Origin of the sequence: Providencia rettgeri (assembly GCF_013702265.1) — a bacterium.
Lineage (GTDB): Bacteria > Pseudomonadota > Gammaproteobacteria > Enterobacterales > Enterobacteriaceae > Providencia > Providencia zhijiangensis.
Genome location: NZ_CP059348.1, coordinates 1,921,522 through 1,941,937 on the forward strand (window position 1 = coordinate 1,921,522; position 20,416 = coordinate 1,941,937).

Consider the following 20,416-nt stretch of genomic DNA (forward strand, 5'->3'; position numbering starts at 1 on the left):
TGTAATGAAAACAATAGCAAATATTGAGTTTAATCAGTTACCGTTAAGCGAAGGCATTATGATGGTTTCACAAATCATTCGTGCCGATTTCCCCTTTATGCAGGTACAAACGCAATTAGATGATTTAGTCGCTAAAGCGCGTGAAGCAATTGATTTGACTGCTGATAATCAGTCAAAGATAGAGCAACTGATTGCACTGTTTTATGGTGAGTGGAAATTTGGTGCGGCGCACGGTGTTTATGCGCTATCTGATATGCTGTGGTTAGATAAAGTTTTAGTTTCTAAGCAAGGTACTCCGGTCTCTCTTGGCTCAATTTTCTTATTTATTGCTGAGCAGCTTGATTTAGAGATTGAAGCTGCAATTTTCCCGACTCAATTACTCTTTGTCTCGACAAAACGCGATGGTTCCCAGTGGTTTATTAACCCTGTTAGCGGTGAAACCTTGTCACAGCACACATTAACGATGTGGCTAAAAGGCACGGTTGATCCATACTCCGAATTTATTTTTGATGAATTGGATGTAGCTGAACATAGTATTATTGTTCGCAAAATTTTCGACACATTAAAAGCGGCGCTGATGGAAGAGAAAAAAATGGAGATGGCATTAAAAGTCTGTGAGACATTGCTGATCCTCGATCCTGAAGACCCTTATGAAATTCGCGACCGAGGGCTTATCCTCGCGCACTTGGATTGTAACCATGTGGCGCTGAGTGACCTTAACTATTTTGTTGAGCACTGCCCAGAAGACCCCGTGTCGGAAATGATTAAGATCCAAATTTATTCGCTGGATAACCTTCCAGTTGTACTGCATTGATTAACGTATAGACAGTTTTTGTCTTCCTATAAAGGGTAAGAGTATGCAACAGAAAGTAGTCAGTATCGGTGATATTAAGGTCGCAAACGATCTGCCATTTGTTCTGTTTGGTGGCATGAACGTACTTGAATCTCGCGATATGGCGATGAAAGTGTGTGAGCATTATGTCACTGTGACACAAAAATTAGGCATTCCGTATGTATTTAAAGCCTCTTTTGATAAAGCTAACCGATCATCTATTCACTCTTATCGTGGACCGGGTCTGGAAGAAGGTCTGAAAATCTTCCAAGAAATCAAACAGACTTTTGGCGTGAAAATCATTACCGATGTTCATACTCCAGAGCAAGCTCAGCCAGCTGCTGAAGTGGTTGATGTTATCCAATTACCTGCATTCTTGGCACGTCAAACTGACTTAGTTGCAGCGATGGCGAAAACCGATGCGGTCATTAACATCAAGAAACCTCAGTTCATCAGCCCGGGACAAATCGGCAACATCGTTGAGAAATTCATCGAAGGTGGCAACGATAACATTATCCTGTGTGACCGTGGTGCAAACTTTGGTTATGACAACTTAGTAGTTGATATGCTTGGTTTTAATGTCATGATGCAAGCTTCTAACGGTTGCCCTGTGATTTTTGACGTAACGCACTCACTGCAATGCCGTGACCCATTTGGCGCAGCATCAGGCGGTCGTCGTGGTCAAGTTGCTGAACTGGCAAGAGCAGGGATGGCGGTTGGCTTAGCAGGTCTATTCCTTGAAGCTCACCCAGATCCAGATAACGCGCGTTGTGATGGTCCTTCTGCATTACCATTAAACAAACTAGAGCCATTCTTACAGCAAGTTAAAGCCATTGACGAAGTTGTGAAAAGCTTTCCTGCGTTGGACACCAACAGCTAATCATCGTTTCAAATGCAATTAAATGATGTCGTTTCCATGTTCGGCGCTGATCTCCAGCGCCGATATGGTGAAAAAATCCATAAAGTCACCTTACATGGTGGCTTTAGCTGCCCAAACCGTGATGGTACGTTGGGGCGAGGTGGCTGCACATTTTGTAATGTGTCATCCTTCAGTGATGAGAAACAGTCCGAACAACCCATCACCCTTCAAATCCAGCAACAAGTCTCTCGAATTTCCCGCGCAAATCGCTATTTAGCGTATTTTCAAGCTTATACCAGTACTTACGACGAAGTACATCGTTTAAAACAGTTGTATGAAGAAGCGCTACAACAGGCGGATATGGTTGGCTTATGCGTAGGAACTCGCCCTGACTGTGTGCCTGAAGCGGTGTTATCGTTACTGTCGGATTATCGCCAACAAGGCTATGAAATTTGGTTAGAACTTGGCTTACAAACTGCTCACGACAAAACATTACACCGTATTAATCGCGGTCATGATTTTGCTGCTTATCAAGCGACCACCCAAAAAGCCCGAGCACTGGGGCTCAAGGTTTGTACTCATTTAATTTGCGGTCTGCCAAATGAAAATGCTGTCATGAATATGCAGACGTTAGAGGCGGTTTTGGCGTGTGGCACAGATGGCATAAAACTGCATCCGTTGCATATCGTTGAGGGTAGTAATATGGCAAAAAGCTGGCGAGCAGGTCGCTTAGAAACCCTATCTCTAGATGAATATACCGCAACCGCAGGGGAGATGATCCGCCATACGCCAACGGATATTCTGTACCATCGTATCAGTGCTAGTGCGAGAAAACCGACATTATTAGCGCCACAATGGTGTGAAAATCGTTGGGTAGGTATGAACAGTTTGTACCAATATTTGCTTGCTAATGGTGGGCAAGGCTCTGCGTTATAGCGTCTCAAGAACCGTTTTAAAAGCATCGTTTATCATCTGTATTAACGTTTATAAATAATAATAAGGCACCTATGTACCCAATCCTCTCTGCTATTAAAAATACCAGCCGCCAATTTTGCTTAGGCGCGGTGGGCTTAATGTTCTCACTACATGCAATGGCGCAATACGATATTACGCCTGAAGATAAGAAAATATTTGAACAGACCAAAACGGCGGCTCAAAACAATGACGCTAAAGCGCAATATGAATTAGCTGGAATGTATTTGGCGGGAATTGGTGTATTACAAAACCAAAATAATGCCAAGTTATGGGCAGAGAAATCAGCACAAGCAGGTAATGCAGATGCGTATTCATTATTGGCGGATATTACGTTAATTAGTGGAGACAGAACGTTTACTGAGGAATTTGTCAAAGCCCGTGAATATGCCACTAAAGCCGTTGCTGGTGGGAGTATTCGAGGGAAAATAAGCTTAGCTGAAACGTTGATTACTCCTGAGTCAGGTGACGTTGATTACCCGCGCGCCATTACGCTACTTGAGGAGGTCAGTGCGTTAAATGACAAAGATTATTTTAATGCGCCTTTATGGTTAGGCATCATTTATTATGATGGTAATGGGGTGCCGCAAGATGAGAAAAAAGCCTTGGAATGGTTTGCAAAAGCTGATGCATTAACCTTCGCTGGTTTTGCAGAAGGTATGGCTTCATTTCAATTTAATGATGGTAACAATGGTGCCGTCAGAGATGATGAGCAGAAAGCGACAAAACTCCGTGCGATGGCTTGTGAATTAGGTAAAACCGAAGGTAACGAAATGTACTGCTACTGATTTTTAGCATACAGAATTGAATAGAAAATGCCGCTCTTGTTCAGCAAGTGCGGCATTTTTATTGTCAGCGTTAAGCTAATAATACGGTAACGCTGTTATGACTTAAGCTGCTTTTTATTTTCCTGAATCTGATGAACTTCTTCTAATGCACTTTTCAGTGAATTTTGGAAGCTGAGCACGCCATCAATCGGACGAACATTGGCACGCGCTAATGTTTTCAGTGGTTGGAATGGAATATCACACACAATAATGTGGGTGTCTTTACGAACGATATCAATAAATTTATGGAAGGCTTCCAGCCCCCCTGCATCAAATACCGGTACTGCATCCCACTGCATCACAATCGTTTCATAACCGTGACTTTTTACCCGCAGCTCATCAAAAATACGCTCTGCGGCGGCAAAGAACAGGGGGCCATTCACTCGCACAACCAGTAGGCTTTTATCTTCTTGAGTCTCTGGTAGTTGGGTTACTCGTGTCATATTGGCAATTCGGCGCATAAACAGCAGTGATGCGATAACAATCCCGACAGTGATAGCAATAACCATGTCGAATAGGACAGTCAGTGACATACACAGCAGTAAAACAATAATGTCGTCTTTTGGTGCACGGCGGATCAACGTAAACACTTTGCCAGCGGCACTCATATTCCAAGCCACAATCAGCAGGAGTGAGGACATAGCAGCGAGCGGTAAATAGGAGAGCAATGGCGCTAAAATAAGCAGGGTCAGCAACACTAAAATAGAATGCACAATGGCAGAAATAGGGGATGTTGCACCTGCACGGACGTTTGCAGCCGAACGGGCAATCGCCGCGGTTGCGGTGATCCCACCAAAGAATGGAGCGGCAATATTCCCTAGCCCTTGGCCAATAAGCTCACTATTGGAATGATGCTTTTTCCCCGTCATGTTGTCGAGCACGACGGCACACAATAGGGATTCGATTGCACCAAGAACAGCCATCGACAAAGCGGCAGGCATTAATGCGGTGATCATCGACCAACTGATGGGCGCACTACCCGGTAACTCCCAAGGCAACATAAACTGCGGCAGAATAGGTGGAATACCGTTACCTTGAGTTCCATCCGGTAGTAAATAGCTAAATTTAGAACCGATAGTTTCCACCTGAATATCAAACAGGGTTAGTACCCACATAATTAGGGTACCGACAATAATTGCAGGCAAATGTCCCGGTAGGCGAACTTTGAGTTTAGGCCAGAAAATCAGCACCAATAAAGTTGCAAGCCCAATCAAGGTGTCACTGTATTGCAAGGTTGGAAATGCCTTAGTCAATGCAATTACTTTATCGACATAGTTTTCAGGGACATGCTCCATATGCAGACCAAAAAAATCTTTGATTTGCATGGTCGCTATCGTAATCGCAATCCCCGATGTGAAACCAAGCGTGACGGACACAGGAATATATTCGATAAACTTACCGAAGCGAGCAAAACCCATTGCCAGCAAGATAATCCCTGACATTAATGTCGCGACTAATAAGCCACTAAGCCCGTATTGTTGAGATACGGGGTATAAGATAACCACAAAGGCGGCAGTTGGCCCAGAAACGCTGTAACGGGAACCACCCGAAATTGCAATGACAATCCCCGCAATGGCTGCGGTGTAAAGACCATATTGAGGTGGAACACCACTGGCTATAGCGAGTGCCATAGCCAGTGGAATTGCAATAATCCCAACGGTAATACCCGCAATTAAATCCTTCATAAAGCGGGCTGCGGTGTATTTCTCTTTCCAACAGGAATCAATCAATGCGCTAAAAGGGCGCAATCTATTAATATTTTTTGTACTCATTAAAACCCTACCAAAATAACAGGGTGAAAAATAAACGAAATGAAGATATGAGGATACGCCTAACTGAATCAAAAAAATGTGTTATTTATCAATGAAACTACAATTATCATAACGTTTTCAGTATCAAAAGTAAAAAAGCGTTATTTACTCCGTTAAATATCATTAAACGTATTTAAAATAATTATTAACTATCGATTTGCTATTTTAAACGGCGATTTAAAAGGTGTGATAATTAATTAATAGTAAATTTACCGCTTATTTAAATATCACCCAAAACGAACTAAAAAATAAGCGAAAATAATAACCATCCCCACAAGAGAACCACGCAATAACTGGCACGCTGAAATAATTTACGAGTGCCTTCCCAGCGACTTTCCATACTTCGGTTTTCCCTATTTTGATTCCCTGAGGATTGAGGAAATAGGAACCCGAGTGCGTTATCAAAGGATTGAGTATCTCCCTGTCGATAAATCAGCGCAAAGAAATGGTGGTCTAGCCATAGGCGGAAAATAAAGTATTGGCTAGCCAAAAACAGCCCGACACTCACTGCGAGGCTAAAGTGTGATATCGAATCATGAAGCAGTAAAGCGAATTGCCCCAATAACGCGAGGATGGCACCTACGGCAAAATAGCGCCAACTGGCAGTGAATACTACAATCACATCTCCTTGGTTTTTATCCATCAGTGAACTCATTGGTGTGTTCTCCGTACATGAAATTGCTGATACCAGTGATGTAACTGCTCAACAGTCGCTGAATTTAAAATCACCTGAGGGCGAACGTGTTCCACATGGGCGATTGCCTCATCGATATTTCTCGCCATATTTTGATGCACCATCCAAGCTACCACTACCGTCGCACTACGAGAATAACCTAACTTGCAATGAACATACACCGAACCACTTTGGGCGAGTCTGTCCATAGTTGTAACAGCTTTCTCAATATCCTCGGGGCTTAGAGGTAACAAATCAATTTGCGGCTGACTACAATAATTTTTACCTTGGCTGTAATTATTGCGAGGCCACTCGCAAGTCATATCGAGAACAGCTTGAGTTTGCAGTGGATATAACGGGCGTCCTCCCAAAACAATTTTTTCGTTCACAATACTGGGTTGCTGGCAGCGCTTGGCGTAGTAATGATAGGTACCCCAAGCGATCAGGCGATAAGGAAGTAAAACTAATGTGGCAGAAGGAGAAACCTGTCCAGAGGCTGTTTTCTGGAATACAGAAGCACCAGCACCTAAATAGCCTAGTGTGACGAAAGTTAAGGCGATTGCAGGCCATAGGAGCCACCATGCTGCACCTTGCACGAGAAAGGCGAGAACATAGCAGGCGATAGCGCCAAGGCCATAGTTTTTCGCTATTTTCAGGCTACGAGGGCTACCGGTATAGCGCCATTGCCAGCGAGTGTTAATGGGTAACAAGTAACTGATAATGACACCAACGGCGAAGCCGGTGATCACATCGATAAAGTGATGCTGCCATGTGGTAAGAACGGAGATCAAAATAAGGATTGACCAACTGTGTAGCACCCAGCGCCATTGGGTTGGAGTATGAGCCCTGAAACGTAGCCACAATAACCACAGTAAAATAATATGCAGAGAGGGGGCTTGGTTATAGGGTAAGTCAAACAGCTCTAGGCTATCGAACATCCAGCCGAATGCCCCATTGGTTTCAGGGCGCGGAAAGCTGAATTTAAGTGGAAAAAGTAAAAAACCAGCACAGGCGATCAGCGAGGCGGTAACTAAGCGCAAACCATGGATGTACTGTTCACGGGGGGTGACACAGATAAACAAGGAAAGTCCATAGAACAGGTCGATGCTCCAATAGGGAATGATGGTCCACGGCAAAAATGGAATGCGTGTTTCCCATCCGTATACATAAGAAGGCACATTGGGCAGTGTCGCGGTGTAATTATTGACTTGCCCATAGGTTAAAAAGAAAAAAGGGGCTAAGAATAGCAACCAAACTAACCCATAGAGCCAAATCTGGCGTCGTGATGTCGGGCGCGTATCTTGGGCTAAATGGAGCATGGGTTCGGTTCCTATTCTTAATTAATCGCATCTTGATGTACTGATAAAGGTACATCAATAAGTCATCTGCAAGCCAAGTGAGTTATTCGCGGGCTAAATGAGTGCTGAGCAGATAAAAATACAGGTTATTGGTGATGATACCAATAACCTGTTAGTTAAAAAGAAAAGTAATTAACGGCGCCTTGCAAGGGAAACGCTAAAAATGCCCCAGTTATCGATGGACTGCGTGATTTTTTCGAAGCCAGCTTCTTCGACTAAAGCATCCATTTCGCCTTGGCTACGGCAGCGCATTACCCACGCTTGTCCACCTTGGTGACTTGGCAGTACTCGGGCAATCATTTCAACCTGTGGGTGCCATGGTTGGCAGGTGTAGACGAGTAAACCACCGGATGGAATGGCACGAGAAAGCCCATCAAGGGAAGCGCGGATCAGGTCATTGCTTGGGAAAAGCTCATATAGACCGCTGACGATTCCCAACGTTGGCACTGGAGAAACTGCCGCGAGGTCGTCGGCATCAAATGCGTTACCTTCTTCAAAGCGAACTTTGTCTTCTAAGTAACGTTCTTTGATATGTAAACGGCCTTGTTCAACGTTAATTGGGCTGTAGTCACGAAGTAGAACGGAATCGACTTTTCCGTAGTCATTAATGGCATCAAAAATGTAGCGACCTTGGCCCGCGGCAATATCCATAATACGAACGGGTTTTCCGGTATTAGTCAGTTCACGAATAGCTTGGCGAATAATGTTTTCAATGTTGACTTTGCGCTGGCGGATCCCTTGCCAGCCAATACTGTTGAGGTACTGCCTATCGATAATGCGACCAAACAGACCGGAACCTTGCGCCTCGTTGCGATAGACATAGTCGAGAGTTGAGCCGGAATCAAAGCCTTTGTCGTAGCCAATACGCACGCCTTCAGATGCTTTACCCAACGTGCTCATGGACTTGCTCATGATTTGATAAGCAAGGTTTTTCGGGCAGTATTGTGGCAGCGGTACACTCAATGAGCGGAATGCATCGGCACTGGTGCTCCAGGTATCTTCGAATTGATAATCATGTTGATACAGTGGAAGTGCAAATAATTTATCAACAAACTGGCGAATCATCTCGATAGGAATATGGCGCTCTTTTTCACCTAATATGTCGTGATAAAAACCGGGAAGAATGTGCTTCTCTTTAATTGGGGTATTTAGGCGGTCATAAAACTGATGCTGTGGTTTATGGTGAACCACATGGTCACTACCAGAAATAAACAACTGGGTTGGCAAAGTGATGGCAGCGGCATCCGCGACCACCCGGTCTGCGGTGGTATACAGTTCAAGAAGAATGTTCACGGCAATTGGACGGGTGATCAGCGGGTCATTGTTAAACGAGTGGATACGCTGCTCATCGTGGGTTAAAAACTTGGCTTTTACATAAGAATTCACGTAGAACAAACCGCGAATTTTTTGCATTAACCCTAAGCCTGTACGGGCAAATGGGACGTACAGTTTGACCTTAAATGCGGGGGAGGCTAGCACCATACCACGGATTTTAGGTGCATAGTCATGCACCCATGTAGAGACCAAGACTGCCCCAACACTTTGACCAATAACAATAATATTTTCGAGTGGGATCTGATATTGCTCTGATACGTAATGGACAAATTCATCCACATCACGGATGGACGTGCCTAGAGATGGGCTGTAGCCACGGGGGCCTTCATTTCGGCCGTGTCCACGAGCATCCCATGCAAACATAGCAAAATCAGGGAGATTCAACTCATCCACTAAATGCGCAACACGACCAGAGTGCTCATGACCACGGTGAAACAAAATAATGGCTTTATCGGTGATTTGTTCAGTTGGCCAATAACGATAAAACAAATTGGTATGATCACTGGTGGTAAATTGAGATTCGACAACGGGACGTTGAGTCGAATAGTCAGTTTGAGCGTTCATAATTCTTCCTTAATTATTTTCCGGTACTGCACTTAATTCAGTCAGTGCGCGGCGAATACGATTATAGCAGGTATAGAACAACAGCAAGGCAAGGATGACAAACAGGATATTGATCCAACTTGTGGTCATCAGTTGCGGAAAAATACAGACAAACAACCCGAGCGCGCCAAAAACAAAAGCACGATCACTTTTGCCTACGGGGCCATCATAACGACGAGATGCGCCAATCGCTTGAGCAATGACGCCGATAAATTCAGTCAAAACACTGAGGAATAGGATCAGTAAAATCCACCAAAATGCGTGCGGGAAAATCAGCACGAAAGGTAGGTATAAGGCAACATCAGAAATGACGTCGCCTAACTCATTTAGCATTGCGCCAAGGTGACTTTTTTGGTTATGTTCACGTGCCAGCATGCCATCAATAGCATTGAGCGCCATACGAATGAAAAGGATAAACGGCAGCAGGATAAACAAATAAGGGCTAGGGAAAATGGCTAATAGAGCGCCAACGATAATGGACAACCCTAATGCTGCGAGGGTGACTTGGTTGGCTGTAATTCCCGCCTCAAAGAGCTGACGAACGATAGGGCGTAACAGATTCTGAAACTTCGGCTTCAGATCATAAATGGTCATTCACTCATCCTTAATATATACCGCATAGCGTGCAGTTTAGTGCTATATCAATACGCGATTATGTTTTAGCTGCAATAAGAGCTGTCCTAAGTTCATGATTGCAACAATTTATCGTTACAACTATTTATCATGATAGCAATTCATCCTGATAGCAATTCATCGTGAAAGCGATTCATCGTGACAACAAAAAGAGGCTCAACGGTTTCTTTCTAAAAGAACAACTGAGAATTTAGAGGGAATGGATGGAAAAAAGTTCGCGTGTTTCAAAAAAGAAAAGACGCACATTTTTTAAAGAAAATGCGCGTTTTATGAGGGTTAAATAGAATAAGCCATATCCCATTTATTAACGGCTTTATTATCTATGTTTTTATTATCATTGTGTTTGTTATTATCAATAGTAGAACGCATACGTTTAAATTGGCTTGGGGTCATATTTGTGAGTTCTTTAAATTTACGGCAGAATGCGCTGTGATCGGCATAGGCACATTTAATTGAAATATCCGTAATCGAATAGTCCTCTTCTAATAACTCAATTGCGTGTTCAAGGCGTTTCTTCTGAATATATTGCTGGGGAGTAATATGAAAGACCGTTTTAAATTGACGATTGAGTTGTGATAATGACAACCCTGAAATTTCAGCCAATGTCGTTATTTTAATAGCGGTATCAAAATGCTGGCTAATATAGTGTTCAACGCGTCCCAATTGACCATTTAATTTGGGACTCACTGACTTCTCATCCTGCAAATCCACCGAAATTCCCGCAACACCGATAACCTGATTGTTAGTATCAAAAATCGGTACCTTGGTTGTTAAACACCAGCCTAATAATCCCGCCTTATAGAGATGTAATTCCAGTTTATTGATAACACTGATTTTTTTCTGCATCACCAAATAATCTTGGGAACTATAACTCTGACCTAAATCTGCATGGAAAATATCTTCTGCAGTTTTTCCTATTACGCCATTCGGTTGGTCGACTTTACACCGTTTAGCCAAATTTTCATTGGCAAGTAAGTATTTGGCATTACGGTCTTTGACGAAGAAAGTCACATTAGGAAGCGTATTAATCAGTGGCATCACCAATCCAAGATGATTTAACAAATTATTAATATTATCTACGGGGAAAAGCATGTTTTCCTGACTAATCAACAACAGTTTATTTAAATCAATCATATTGCGCTCCAATGCATTCAACTAATTTTAATAGTTATCTGAAATGTTTTTAAATTGTGCAGAAATACGCATGGGTTGATTCGAAAGATATCAAGAGTTGTTTACATAAATCAAGCATTCTATTAACAAATGATATTAATAAGGATGAACTGATGCAGAGTAAATATAAGAAAATTGAAGTCATTGACTCTCATACCGCAGGGGAACCGACACGTTTAGTGATTGAAGGTTTTCCTGATTTGGGGAATTCAGACATGGCGTCGCGCCTGCAAAAATTACGCACAGAATATGACCATTGGCGCTGCACGACGATTTTAGAACCACGTGGAAATGACATTTTAGTGGGCGCATTACTTTGCAAGCCAGTGAATCCAAAAGCGGTCGCCGGAGTGATTTTCTTTAATAACGAAGGCTACTTAGGCATGTGTGGTCACGGCACCATTGGTTTAGTTGCATCATTGCATTACTTAGGGCGCATTGGCTACGGAGAGCATTTAATTGAAACCCCTGTCGGGGATGTGACTGCTAAATTACATGAAGATGGTAGCGTGAGTATTCAAAACGTCTACGCATACCGTTATCGCAAAGCCGTTCAAGTCAACGTGCCGGAGGTTGGGTTAGTGACTGGGGATATTGCATGGGGCGGAAACTGGTTTTTCCTCGTCGAAAATTCACCACTCGCTATCCAATATGGCAACGCCAAAGCACTGACCGAAGTTTGCTTAAAAATCAAACAAGCCCTCGTTGACCAAGATATTTTTGGTAAAGATAACCAAGAAATCGACCACATTGAGCTGTTTGGCCACAGCGAAGGCGCGGATAGCCAAAGTTTTGTGTTATGTCCAGGCGGTGCCTATGACCGTTCTCCTTGTGGCACAGGTACAAGTGCCAAGCTGGCGTGTCTTGCGGCAGACAACAAACTCGCGGAAGGCAAAATTTGGCGTCAGGCAAGTGTCATCGGTAGTCAATTTCAAGCTAGCTATCAGATTGCAGATGCTAACGGCATCATCCCGACTATTCGCGGAAATGCCTATATCAGCGGCGAAAATACCTTGTTGATCGATGAAAACGACCCGTTCCGCTTTGGGATCACGGTGGAGTGAGGTAAGCCAATGGATAACAAATATTCTGTGATTGTGGTGGGTGGTGGCATTGTTGGGCTCAGTATTGCGTTATCTGTCCAGAATCAAGGCACGGACGTTTTATTGGTCGACAAAAACCAAATTGGCTCAGGCGCTTCGTTCGGGAATGCGGGGCATATCGCCACTGAGCAGGTGTTTCCTGTAGCGGACCCATCTGTTTTGAAATCAATTCCTAGCATGTTGCTCGACCCGTTAGGCGCACTACGTATTGATTGGCGCTATATATTGCCGCTGACACCATGGTTACTGAAATTGTTGGGTAATATGCGCCACAAGCCGTTTATGCATATTCATCACGTTCTCTCCATGCTCAATGGGGCGTCATTAGACGCTTGGCAGGCATTTTCGAAGCAGTGGCAGTTAGAGGATTTAGTCAAAATCCAAGGTTCGCTGCTGGTGGCTGAGAAACCACCGACCCTCGAAAAATTGCGTCGCCACGGAGAGTATTTAAATAGCATGGGGGTGCATAACCAGCTGTTGGATCAATCCCAACTGTTGGCACAGCAACCTGAACTTGCCAATAACCAGATTGGTGGATTGTTCTATCCTGAGACAGGACATGTGGTGGATCTCGCCTTGATGCATGAGCGTTTAACCCAAGCATTCGTACAGTTAGGGGGAAAAGTCCTGACTGAGTGTGAAGTCACGGCGATTGATTCGTCATCAGCGAGTCAAGCTCGCTTGACCACCTCACAAGGCGCATTTATCGCCGATAAAGTGGTGATTGCAGGTGGCGCATTTTCGAAATCGTTAGTGAAGATGGTGAGCCGCATTAATGTGCCGTTAGAAACGGAGCGCGGTTATCACTTGATGCTACCAAATGAAAAAGGGCGTTTATCCATCCCTGTTTCCAGTATGGATCGCCGTTTTATTATGACGCCAATGAACGGTGGGTTACGTCTTGCGGGTACGGTGGAATATGCAGGGCTAAAACGTCCACCGAATATGCAGCGCGCTCGTCACTTTTTACCGTTAGCTAACCCAATGCTAAAAACACCATTGGATAGCCAGAATACCAGTGAGTGGATGGGGTTCCGTCCCACTATTTCCGATTCCTTACCGGTCATAGACCAAAAAGGCCCGTATGTTTTTGCTTTTGGGCATCAGCATTTAGGGCTAACACAAGCGGCAATTACCGCAGATATCGTCAACAACATGATCCACGGGCAACCGACACCGCTCGATTGCTCGCCTTTTTCGATTAAGCGCTTTCTTTAATTCAGGAGAATTATAATGAATTTCCATGGCATCCTTGTTCCGTTAGTCACTCCGTTTCATGATGATCTTTCATTGAATATCACGGCGTTAGCAGAGTTAACCGAAAAACTGATTGCCAGTGGTGTGACAGGGTTAGTTGTCTGCGGCACCACGGGTGAATATTACGCGTTAAATGAAGATGAACGCAAAACTGTATTAACCACAGTCAGTAAAATCGCCAAAGGGCGTGTGACGCTGATCGCAGGGATTAATGACTTATCTACCGAGGGCGCAATTAAACGCGCAGCACAAGCGAAAGAACTGGGCTACGAAGGACTGATGCTGTCGCCACCTCCGTACAGCTTACCTGACCAAAATGGGGTTTATGCCCACTATGAAAAAGTGGCGAAATCCACCTCGCTACCAATCATTATGTACAACTTCCCAGCCCGTATCGGTATCGAAATTGAACTGGATACCGTGGTGAAATTAGCTGAAATCGACAATATCGTCGCTATCAAAGAGAGCAGTGGGAGCTTTAGCCGTGCTCTGCATTTGCTACAAACGCCATTTAAAAACTTCGAAGTCATTTGCGGTTGTGATGACCAACCTGTGGACTTTTTCTTCTGGGGCTCGAAAAGTTGGATTGCGGGTGCGGGCAACGTTTTCCCTGCGGAGCAAGTGGCGATTTTTAATGCCGCACAAAAAGGAGATTGGGCGAAGGCTAAGCAGATCATGCAAGAGATTTATCCTGCTATTTATTCAATGGAGTCAGGTAATTATAACCAAAAAGCCAAAGCGGGTTGCTTAAAAGGCACCTTTAACGTGGGGCCAGTTCGTTTGCCTCTGTCAAATATTAGCCAGCAAGAACGTCATGAGTTTCTTGCGTTGATCAAGCCGTAGGGAGGTTGACTATGTTGATCACCAAAGAGCAAATATTTGAACGAGCGAAACAGAGCCAACTGTGGGCGGGTAATTTAATTGCTGACTACCAAAGTGGTAGCGCCAAACTCAAAAATTATACGCCTATCGATAATAGTACGATTGGTTATATTGCCGATGGCAGCGCGCAAGATGTCCATGCAGCCGTGAATATTGCTCGTGAAACCTTTGAAGAAGGGTGCTGGAGTGGATTATCCCCTCAAGAGCGTAAGCAAGTGATGCTGCGCTGGGCACAACTCATTGAAAAACACAGTGAAGAGCTGGCAGCATTAGATTGCGTGGATGCGGGAAAACCGATTACAGAATGTTTGAATACTGACTTGCCCGCCACCGTCGAAACTTTTTATTGGTATGCGGAAGCCATCGACAAACTGTTCGGCAAAATTGCCCCAACGGGTCGCCAAGAAATGGGACTGATTGTTCATGAGCCGATTGGCGTTGTGGGGGCAGTTTTACCGTGGAATTTCCCTGCTCAAATGTTTGCATGGAAAGTGGCACCGGCCTTGGCTGTCGGAAACTCGGTGATTGTGAAGCCTGCAGAGTTAACTTCCTTAAGTGCCTACCGCATGGTGGAACTGGCTTATGAAGCTGGCGTCCCTAAAGGTGCGTTAAGTTTAGTGTGTGGGCTGGGTGAGAAAGTCGGGGAAGCCTTAGGGCGTCATCCTGATGTGGACGTGGTGTCGTTTACTGGTTCAACGGAAGTGGGGCGTTTATTCTTGAAATACTCCGCTGAAAGTAACCTAAAAGAGATTGTTTTGGAATGTGGTGGAAAAAGCCCGCAAGTGGTGTTTGAGGATGCGGACTTAGATGCGGCTATTCCACATATTATGGCGGCTGCGTTCTGGAATATGAGCGAAAACTGTAGCTGCGGTTCCCGTTTAATTGTGCATGAAAATGTCAAAAAGTCGCTGCTTGAAAAGTTAACGGCTGCAGCATCAACATGGCAAGTGGGCGATCCTCGCGATGCGAGTGTCTCTATTGGTCCAATGATTGAACAGGCGCATTTTGAGAAAGTGAAATCGTTTTTAGATACCACCGTCAAAGAGGGTGGAAAATTGGTGACAGGAGGAAAAATACGCAGTGATCTCGGCTCAGGATGGTATATCGAACCGACTATCTTTGATGCCGTTACGCCAGAAATGTCTCTCTTTCGACATGAAGTTTTTGGTCCCATTTTAGCCGTCACATCGTTTAAAACCGATGACGAGGCGGTCAATTTAGCCAATGACACTCACTACGGATTGGCTGCATCGTTTTATAGTCAAAATGTCCATCGAGTGATGAATATTGCACGTCGTATCAATGCGGGGACGGTGTCCGTCAACGGATTTAGCGAAGGTAATATCACCACGCCATTTGGTGGTTTCCGTCAGTCAGGTTTTGGTGGAAAAGACAACGGCTTAGAAGCCTTTGAGCAATACACCCAAACGAAAGTTATCTGGTTTATCAATCAGTAAAATGACATTGACCTGAACCTTGCGAGGTTCAGGTTTCGACCCTTGCAAATACACAAATACAATTACAATCGTCGAGGAGTACATATGGAAGCCATCGTTAATACCATCGTTGGTTACATCTGGGGTAATGCTCTCGTATTCTTATCTCTGGGTGTCGGTCTCTATTTCACATTAGCAACACGCGGTGTTCAGTTTCGTTACATCATAAAAATGGTCTGTTTATTAAAAGAAAATAAAGCATCAAAAGACGGGATCTCCTCATTCCAAGCCTTCTGTTTAGCATTATCGGGGCGTGTAGGGGTCGGTAATATTGCAGGTGTCGCAACAGCAATTGCAGCAGGTGGCCCCGGTGCAATTTTCTGGATGGTGGTCATGGGCTTACTCGGAGGCGCGAGTGCCTTTATTGAATCCACACTGGCGCAAATTTATAAGCAGCGCTCAGATGACCAATATCGTGGTGGTTCGCCGTACTATATTGAAAAAGGATTGAAATTAAAGCCTTTTGCTATCTTTGTTGCGGCTGTGATCTGTTTATCTTACGGTGTGTTGGTGCCGGGTATTCAAGCCAATACTATCGCGGATTCATTCCAAACGGCATTTAATATTCCACCAATGGCAACAGGTGCATTAGTTACCGTGTTGATGGCGTGGTTGATTTTTGGTGGCGTGAAACGTATTGCGAGCGCAGCCGATAAAATCGTTCCTATCATGGCATTAGCCTATATCGTGATGATGGTGATTATTCTGGGCAGTCACTGGGATAGCGTACCGGGTATGTTTAGCTTAATTTTCCGCAGTGCGATGGGAATGGATGCGGTATTCGGTGGGATCGTGGGAACCGCAGTATCTTGGGGCGTGCGCCGTGCTGTGTTCTCAAACGTAGCAGGGGCAGGTGAAGCGACGTTCAGTTCTGCAGCCGCAGAAGTGAGCCATCCGGTCAAACAGGGGCTCATCCAAGCATTTTCTATTTATATCGACACGGTGGTGGTGTGTACGGCCTCCGGATTGATGATCTTAGTTACCAATATGTACAACGTATTCCCTGATGGCTCAGCGACCGCGCTTGTGGAATATGTACCGGGTGTGGCGGCAGGCACAGCATGGACACAAATGGCCGTTTCCACCGTATTTACATCGGCGGGTGCGGGGTTTGTTTCTATCGCAGTATTCTTGTTCGCCTTCACAACGCTCATGGCTTACTACTATATTGCAGAAACTACCATTGTTTACCTTGACCGTAAGCTGAAATACCCTGTGCTTAAGCTGATTTTGAAATTTGTCTTCTTGGTGATTGTGTTTATGGGAAGCGTGCAATCAGTCAGTATTATGTGGGGGCTGGGTGATATCGGCTTCGGCAGCATGAGCTACTTGAACTTGATTGCGATTGTTTTCTTGTCGAAACCTGCGTTGAGAGCATTACGTGACTTCGAAAGACAAACCAAATTAGGCGTTGATCCAGTGTTTGATCCAAAAGCAGCAGGTGTAGAAAACGCAGAGTTATGGGAAGAAATCAGTCGTGAATATCATTCACAAGGTGTTGGGATTGATAAGATCGATGGTTCTGGGAAGATAAACGAGAAATTACTTAAGGAAGAATAACTTAGATTAGAAATGGCGGTGAGGGAGGGATTCGAACCCTCGATACGTTGCCGTATACACACTTTCCAGGCGTGCTCCTTCAGCCTCTCGGACACCTCACCGTTTTTCTAAATTTTGTTGTAGAATTTGTTATAAATAACTTGTCCTTCAACGGGGCGCTACTATAGGGAAAAGAGCGCCTTCCGTCAACTCCCAATTAAATAAAAATCTACTTTTTTCTATCGTTTAGCTAAATAAAAACCAATTTGGTTACTCTCTAATCTTAAACGATTATTGTTGATGAGAAATTAACAGAAAATTGTTTATTTAAACTTCAAGAGATTAATCTAAATTTCGTTAACTCCTTAACAAAATCCTTATGTTATGGTGACAAATGCGTAGTGTTGACTTGAAAATAAACACTATTACGCACACTCTGGTGGAAACCTATAAGGAGTTGCCATGAATATTTTATTTTACCATCCATTTTTTGATGCCAATCAGTGGATTGATGGCATGCGTGCTCGATTGCCTCAAGCCAATATTCGCCAATGGAAGCCGGGAGATACCCAACAGGCAGATTATGCCATGGTATGGCTTCCTCCTTATGAGTGCCTTGCGGGTCGCCAAGATCTAAAAGGGATTTTTGCGTTAGGCGCGGGGGTGGATGCCATTCTAAAGCAAGAGCATGATAATCCGGGAACATTACCCGCGGGTGTTCCGCTCATGCGCTTAGAAGACACGGGTATGGCCATCCAAATGGAAGAGTATGCCGCCGCAAAAGTGCTGTATTACTTCCGTCGCATGGATGAATACCGTCAATTGCAATCCCAACGTCAATGGAAACAACTGCCAGCTTACACCCATGACCAGTTTGTGGTCGGTGTGATGGGCGTAGGGGCGTTAGGTCAAGCAGTGGCAAAACGCTTAGCCAGTTTTGGCCTTAAAGTCAGAACATGGAGCCGCTCTGAAAAGCAAATTCCAAATGTGAAAAGTTACTATGGGCAAGAGCAGTTAGCGGATTTCTTGTCAGGAACCCGCGTGATTGTGAACTTGCTACCAAGCACGCCAGAAACGGTCGGTATTCTTAATCATCAATTATTCGGCCAGCTAGAACCAAATGCTTACATCATCAACCTTGCTAGAGGTGCTCACTTAATCGAGCAAGACTTGTTGGAAGCGTTAGAAAAAGGGCAAGTTGCAGGGGCCTCTCTCGATGTTTTTGCCACTGAGCCACTGCCGCACATGCACCCATTCTGGACACATCCACGTATCGCCATTACGCCACACGTTGCGGCGTTTACGTTGCCGAATGAAGCGATGGATATGATTGCGAGCAATATTCAACGGATTGAAAAGGGCGAGCGGCCAGAGGGGATAGTCAATTTAGCCCAAGGCTACTAAATCCTCTTCATACTTCACGCTGTGGCGTTGTTGTCTGCTCTCGGTCACTCGGGTCACATACTTTTGTATGCTCCCCGAGATAACCTCGTTTGACGCCTAGCCACAGCGCGAATTATTTTGAGGATGCTTCAGTTATCAGATGTCTGATTTTTTAAGAAATAGTCTCTATTCATCATTGATGTCTTATCTCGATTTCTCAAAGCGTGGGTTTTCTGTTTTTTCAGGTATACTGCATCGCATCATGATCACGAAAAAGTGATTGCAGGAAAATCGTCAACAGGAAGAAACCCATGAATGAATTCTCAATCGTCTGCCGCATTTTAGGTACCTTATTTCAACGCTCTCCGGACGATGCGCTTGTGAAGCCACTTATCGATATGATTGCGCAAGATAAGCTCAAAGCCTCATGGCCGTTAGAGCAAGATGAGCTGTGGGCAAGAATGGCGAAGGCCGTGGATCACAAGGCTATCACGGCGGATTATCAAGCAATGTTTGGTAGTGAACCCACGGTTCCACCTTTTGCTCATCGCTATGATGAAGAAATCACTGAAGCGGAAATTCGCGAATTCCTTGTGACCCGTGGAATGACCTTAACTGATGCCCCAACGGATGCATTTGGTGCGCTATTGTTAGCTGCATCATGGCTAGAAGACCAAGCCGCTGAAGATGAAACCGCCGCGCAGGAAGAGCTATTCGACAGCTATATTCTGAGCTGGTATGGCGTATTTCTGGGAAAAGTGGAAGCTCATGCAACAACGCCGTTTTACCGTACATTAGCGCAAATTACCCGAGATTCCGTAATTGCACTGCGTGATGAGTTAGAATCTGACTCAGAAAATGATGATGAATAAGTGACGGCGTCACTTAAAGGCGGATGATTGAGATAAGATAGGTGCGGAACTGTCTTCTCTCATCATAGGTTAAAAGGATAGACACGATGACCTCGACAAAACTTCATGGCTTGATGTTGCTCTTTATTTCACCGTTAGCACTGGCACAAGTGGATAATGATTTGCCTAGCTACAGTAAACGCATGGTCAATTACAGCACTGAATTTCAATTTGATCCGCTTTACGGAAAAGTAAAAGAATTAACGCAAATCATGAACGATGAAAAAGGGCTTAACAAAAGAGTGACAGTGTCCTTTAATCTCCACGGCTGTCTCAATAATTTAAGTTATTACAATCGAGACAGTGGAATAGCGTTTGTGATTGTCAGAAAATTTAAGCAGCTTTATTTCTTGACTGAGAAGAAAAAGTTCAAAGGTTATAGCATTGATAAGATGTGTAATTTACAAACCGGAGATCTGCAAGATTGGAAATATTATTACCGTGATGGCCTTGTTAATAAGATCATTCAAGGGAAGAAAGAGATAGCGACGTTTGTTTATGGTAAACATTTTTTACCGATAGAAACGACCTATTTCAATGAAGATGAAGTCATGAATACAAAAAACGAATACTTTTTCACTAATGGCTTAGTCACTAAAATTCTGTTTCATACGACGAAAAATCAGCAACCGTTTGTCGAAACTACTCAAAAATGCACGCATTATGATTCCCATAAAAACCCAACAGTATGTACCAGTGTGGTGACATACAGTGATGGACGGGTAGAAAAATTCGATTTTGAATACAAAACGAGTTATTACGAGTGACT

18 protein-coding genes and 1 tRNA gene are annotated in these 20,416 nt (G+C 44.2%); 12 read left to right on the forward strand and 7 right to left on the reverse strand.

What is annotated here, in order from left to right:
* Positions 1-4 precede the first annotated feature (4 nt).
* The 4 genes from sirB1 to H0913_RS08865 all read left to right on the forward strand — a co-directional run bounded on the left by sirB1 (position 5) and on the right by H0913_RS08865 (position 3,451).
* Entirely contained in the window at positions 5-814 is an 810-nt protein-coding gene (sirB1, locus tag H0913_RS08850) for an invasion regulator SirB1 (protein ID WP_181478568.1), read from the forward strand.
* A gap of 43 nt (positions 815-857) precedes the next feature.
* Positions 858-1,712: a 3-deoxy-8-phosphooctulonate synthase gene (kdsA, locus tag H0913_RS08855; RefSeq protein ID WP_154603938.1), complete on the forward strand. Its 855-nt coding sequence runs from the start codon at positions 858-860 to the stop codon at positions 1,710-1,712.
* Positions 1,713-1,724: 12 nt separating this feature from the next.
* On the forward strand, positions 1,725-2,627 hold the full coding sequence (locus H0913_RS08860) for a TIGR01212 family radical SAM protein (protein WP_181478570.1): 903 nt from the start codon (positions 1,725-1,727) through the stop codon (positions 2,625-2,627).
* Between the two features lie 71 nt (positions 2,628-2,698).
* Entirely contained in the window at positions 2,699-3,451 is a 753-nt protein-coding gene (locus tag H0913_RS08865) for a tetratricopeptide repeat protein (RefSeq protein ID WP_154603936.1), read from the forward strand.
* Positions 3,452-3,546: 95 nt separating this feature from the next.
* Here the strand turns inward: H0913_RS08865 and dauA are convergent, their stop codons facing one another.
* The 6 genes from dauA to H0913_RS08895 form a co-directional block, all read right to left on the reverse strand.
* Positions 3,547-5,262: a C4-dicarboxylic acid transporter DauA gene (dauA, locus tag H0913_RS08870; protein WP_154638222.1), complete on the reverse strand. Its 1,716-nt coding sequence runs from the start codon at positions 5,260-5,262 to the stop codon at positions 3,547-3,549.
* Between the two features lie 280 nt (positions 5,263-5,542).
* Positions 5,543-5,956 (reverse strand): hypothetical protein, encoded by a 414-nt coding sequence (locus H0913_RS08875; protein ID WP_154603934.1) that lies wholly within the window; start codon positions 5,954-5,956, stop codon positions 5,543-5,545.
* Positions 5,953-7,293 (reverse strand): phosphatase PAP2/dual specificity phosphatase family protein, encoded by a 1,341-nt coding sequence (locus H0913_RS08880; RefSeq protein ID WP_181478572.1) that lies wholly within the window; start codon positions 7,291-7,293, stop codon positions 5,953-5,955. Before H0913_RS08880 ends, H0913_RS08875 begins: the two co-directional genes overlap by 4 nt.
* Positions 7,294-7,464: 171 nt before the next feature.
* Positions 7,465-9,231 carry a bifunctional alpha/beta hydrolase/class I SAM-dependent methyltransferase gene (locus H0913_RS08885; RefSeq protein ID WP_181478574.1) on the reverse strand — a complete coding sequence of 589 codons (1,767 nt, stop codon included), beginning with the start codon at positions 9,229-9,231 and terminating at the stop codon, positions 7,465-7,467.
* A 9-nt stretch (positions 9,232-9,240) separates the two neighbouring features.
* Positions 9,241-9,864 (reverse strand): CDP-alcohol phosphatidyltransferase family protein, encoded by a 624-nt coding sequence (locus H0913_RS08890; protein WP_181478576.1) that lies wholly within the window; start codon positions 9,862-9,864, stop codon positions 9,241-9,243.
* Positions 9,865-10,179: 315 nt separating this feature from the next.
* A complete protein-coding gene (locus H0913_RS08895; protein WP_154603930.1) occupies positions 10,180-11,037 on the reverse strand; it encodes an AraC family transcriptional regulator in 858 nt (285 codons plus the stop codon).
* Between the two features lie 152 nt (positions 11,038-11,189).
* On the opposite strand from H0913_RS08895, the gene H0913_RS08900 reads away from it, so the two are divergent.
* From H0913_RS08900 to H0913_RS08920, 5 genes are all read left to right on the forward strand, one after another.
* Positions 11,190-12,140, forward strand: a complete 951-nt coding sequence (locus H0913_RS08900; RefSeq protein ID WP_181478578.1) for a 4-hydroxyproline epimerase — start codon at positions 11,190-11,192, stop codon at positions 12,138-12,140.
* A gap of 9 nt (positions 12,141-12,149) precedes the next feature.
* Positions 12,150-13,397 carry an NAD(P)/FAD-dependent oxidoreductase gene (locus H0913_RS08905; protein WP_154603928.1) on the forward strand — a complete coding sequence of 416 codons (1,248 nt, stop codon included), beginning with the start codon at positions 12,150-12,152 and terminating at the stop codon, positions 13,395-13,397.
* 15 nt (positions 13,398-13,412) lie between these two features.
* Positions 13,413-14,279, forward strand: coding sequence for a 4-hydroxy-tetrahydrodipicolinate synthase (dapA, locus tag H0913_RS08910; protein WP_132495848.1), 867 nt, complete (start codon positions 13,413-13,415; stop codon positions 14,277-14,279).
* A gap of 11 nt (positions 14,280-14,290) precedes the next feature.
* Positions 14,291-15,775: an aldehyde dehydrogenase gene (locus H0913_RS08915; protein WP_181478580.1), complete on the forward strand. Its 1,485-nt coding sequence runs from the start codon at positions 14,291-14,293 to the stop codon at positions 15,773-15,775.
* 84 nt (positions 15,776-15,859) lie between these two features.
* Positions 15,860-17,374, forward strand: coding sequence for an alanine/glycine:cation symporter family protein (locus H0913_RS08920; protein WP_181478581.1), 1,515 nt, complete (start codon positions 15,860-15,862; stop codon positions 17,372-17,374).
* Positions 17,375-17,387: 13 nt separating this feature from the next.
* Here H0913_RS08920 and H0913_RS08925 read toward each other — a convergent pair.
* A tRNA-Ser gene (locus H0913_RS08925) sits at positions 17,388-17,475 on the reverse strand.
* Between the two features lie 340 nt (positions 17,476-17,815).
* Between H0913_RS08925 and ghrA the strand changes: the two genes are divergently transcribed.
* From ghrA to H0913_RS08940, 3 genes are all read left to right on the forward strand, one after another.
* The gene (ghrA, locus tag H0913_RS08930) at positions 17,816-18,757 is read left to right on the forward strand and encodes a glyoxylate/hydroxypyruvate reductase GhrA (protein ID WP_181478583.1); all 942 of its coding nucleotides are present in this window, start codon (positions 17,816-17,818) and stop codon (positions 18,755-18,757) included.
* Positions 18,758-19,047: 290 nt separating this feature from the next.
* Entirely contained in the window at positions 19,048-19,608 is a 561-nt protein-coding gene (locus tag H0913_RS08935) for a TorD/DmsD family molecular chaperone (RefSeq protein ID WP_181478585.1), read from the forward strand.
* A gap of 86 nt (positions 19,609-19,694) precedes the next feature.
* Positions 19,695-20,414 carry a YnfC family lipoprotein gene (locus tag H0913_RS08940; protein WP_181478587.1) on the forward strand — a complete coding sequence of 240 codons (720 nt, stop codon included), beginning with the start codon at positions 19,695-19,697 and terminating at the stop codon, positions 20,412-20,414.
* Positions 20,415-20,416 lie beyond the last annotated feature (2 nt).

Excerpts from the sequence above, each read along its gene's own strand:
- H0913_RS08940 (WP_181478587.1), top strand. The coding sequence starts at position 19,695 with ATGACCTCGACAAAACTTCATGGCTTGATGTTGCTCTTTATTTCACCG.
- H0913_RS08905 (WP_154603928.1), top strand. The coding sequence starts at position 12,150 with ATGGATAACAAATATTCTGTGATTGTGGTGGGTGGTGGCATTGTTGGG.
- H0913_RS08935 (WP_181478585.1), top strand. The coding sequence starts at position 19,048 with ATGAATGAATTCTCAATCGTCTGCCGCATTTTAGGTACCTTATTTCAA.
- H0913_RS08890 (WP_181478576.1), bottom strand. The coding sequence starts at position 9,864 with ATGACCATTTATGATCTGAAGCCGAAGTTTCAGAATCTGTTACGCCCT.
- H0913_RS08865 (WP_154603936.1), top strand. The coding sequence starts at position 2,699 with ATGTACCCAATCCTCTCTGCTATTAAAAATACCAGCCGCCAATTTTGC.
- H0913_RS08885 (WP_181478574.1), bottom strand. The coding sequence starts at position 9,231 with ATGAACGCTCAAACTGACTATTCGACTCAACGTCCCGTTGTCGAATCT.
- H0913_RS08900 (WP_181478578.1), top strand. The coding sequence starts at position 11,190 with ATGCAGAGTAAATATAAGAAAATTGAAGTCATTGACTCTCATACCGCA.
- H0913_RS08860 (WP_181478570.1), top strand. The coding sequence starts at position 1,725 with ATGCAATTAAATGATGTCGTTTCCATGTTCGGCGCTGATCTCCAGCGC.
- ghrA (WP_181478583.1), top strand. The coding sequence starts at position 17,816 with ATGAATATTTTATTTTACCATCCATTTTTTGATGCCAATCAGTGGATT.
- kdsA (WP_154603938.1), top strand. The coding sequence starts at position 858 with ATGCAACAGAAAGTAGTCAGTATCGGTGATATTAAGGTCGCAAACGAT.
- sirB1 (WP_181478568.1), top strand. The coding sequence starts at position 5 with ATGAAAACAATAGCAAATATTGAGTTTAATCAGTTACCGTTAAGCGAA.
- dauA (WP_154638222.1), bottom strand. The coding sequence starts at position 5,262 with ATGAGTACAAAAAATATTAATAGATTGCGCCCTTTTAGCGCATTGATT.
- H0913_RS08920 (WP_181478581.1), top strand. The coding sequence starts at position 15,860 with ATGGAAGCCATCGTTAATACCATCGTTGGTTACATCTGGGGTAATGCT.
- H0913_RS08895 (WP_154603930.1), bottom strand. The coding sequence starts at position 11,037 with ATGATTGATTTAAATAAACTGTTGTTGATTAGTCAGGAAAACATGCTT.
- dapA (WP_132495848.1), top strand. The coding sequence starts at position 13,413 with ATGAATTTCCATGGCATCCTTGTTCCGTTAGTCACTCCGTTTCATGAT.
- H0913_RS08880 (WP_181478572.1), bottom strand. The coding sequence starts at position 7,293 with ATGCTCCATTTAGCCCAAGATACGCGCCCGACATCACGACGCCAGATT.
- H0913_RS08875 (WP_154603934.1), bottom strand. The coding sequence starts at position 5,956 with ATGAGTTCACTGATGGATAAAAACCAAGGAGATGTGATTGTAGTATTC.
- H0913_RS08915 (WP_181478580.1), top strand. The coding sequence starts at position 14,291 with ATGTTGATCACCAAAGAGCAAATATTTGAACGAGCGAAACAGAGCCAA.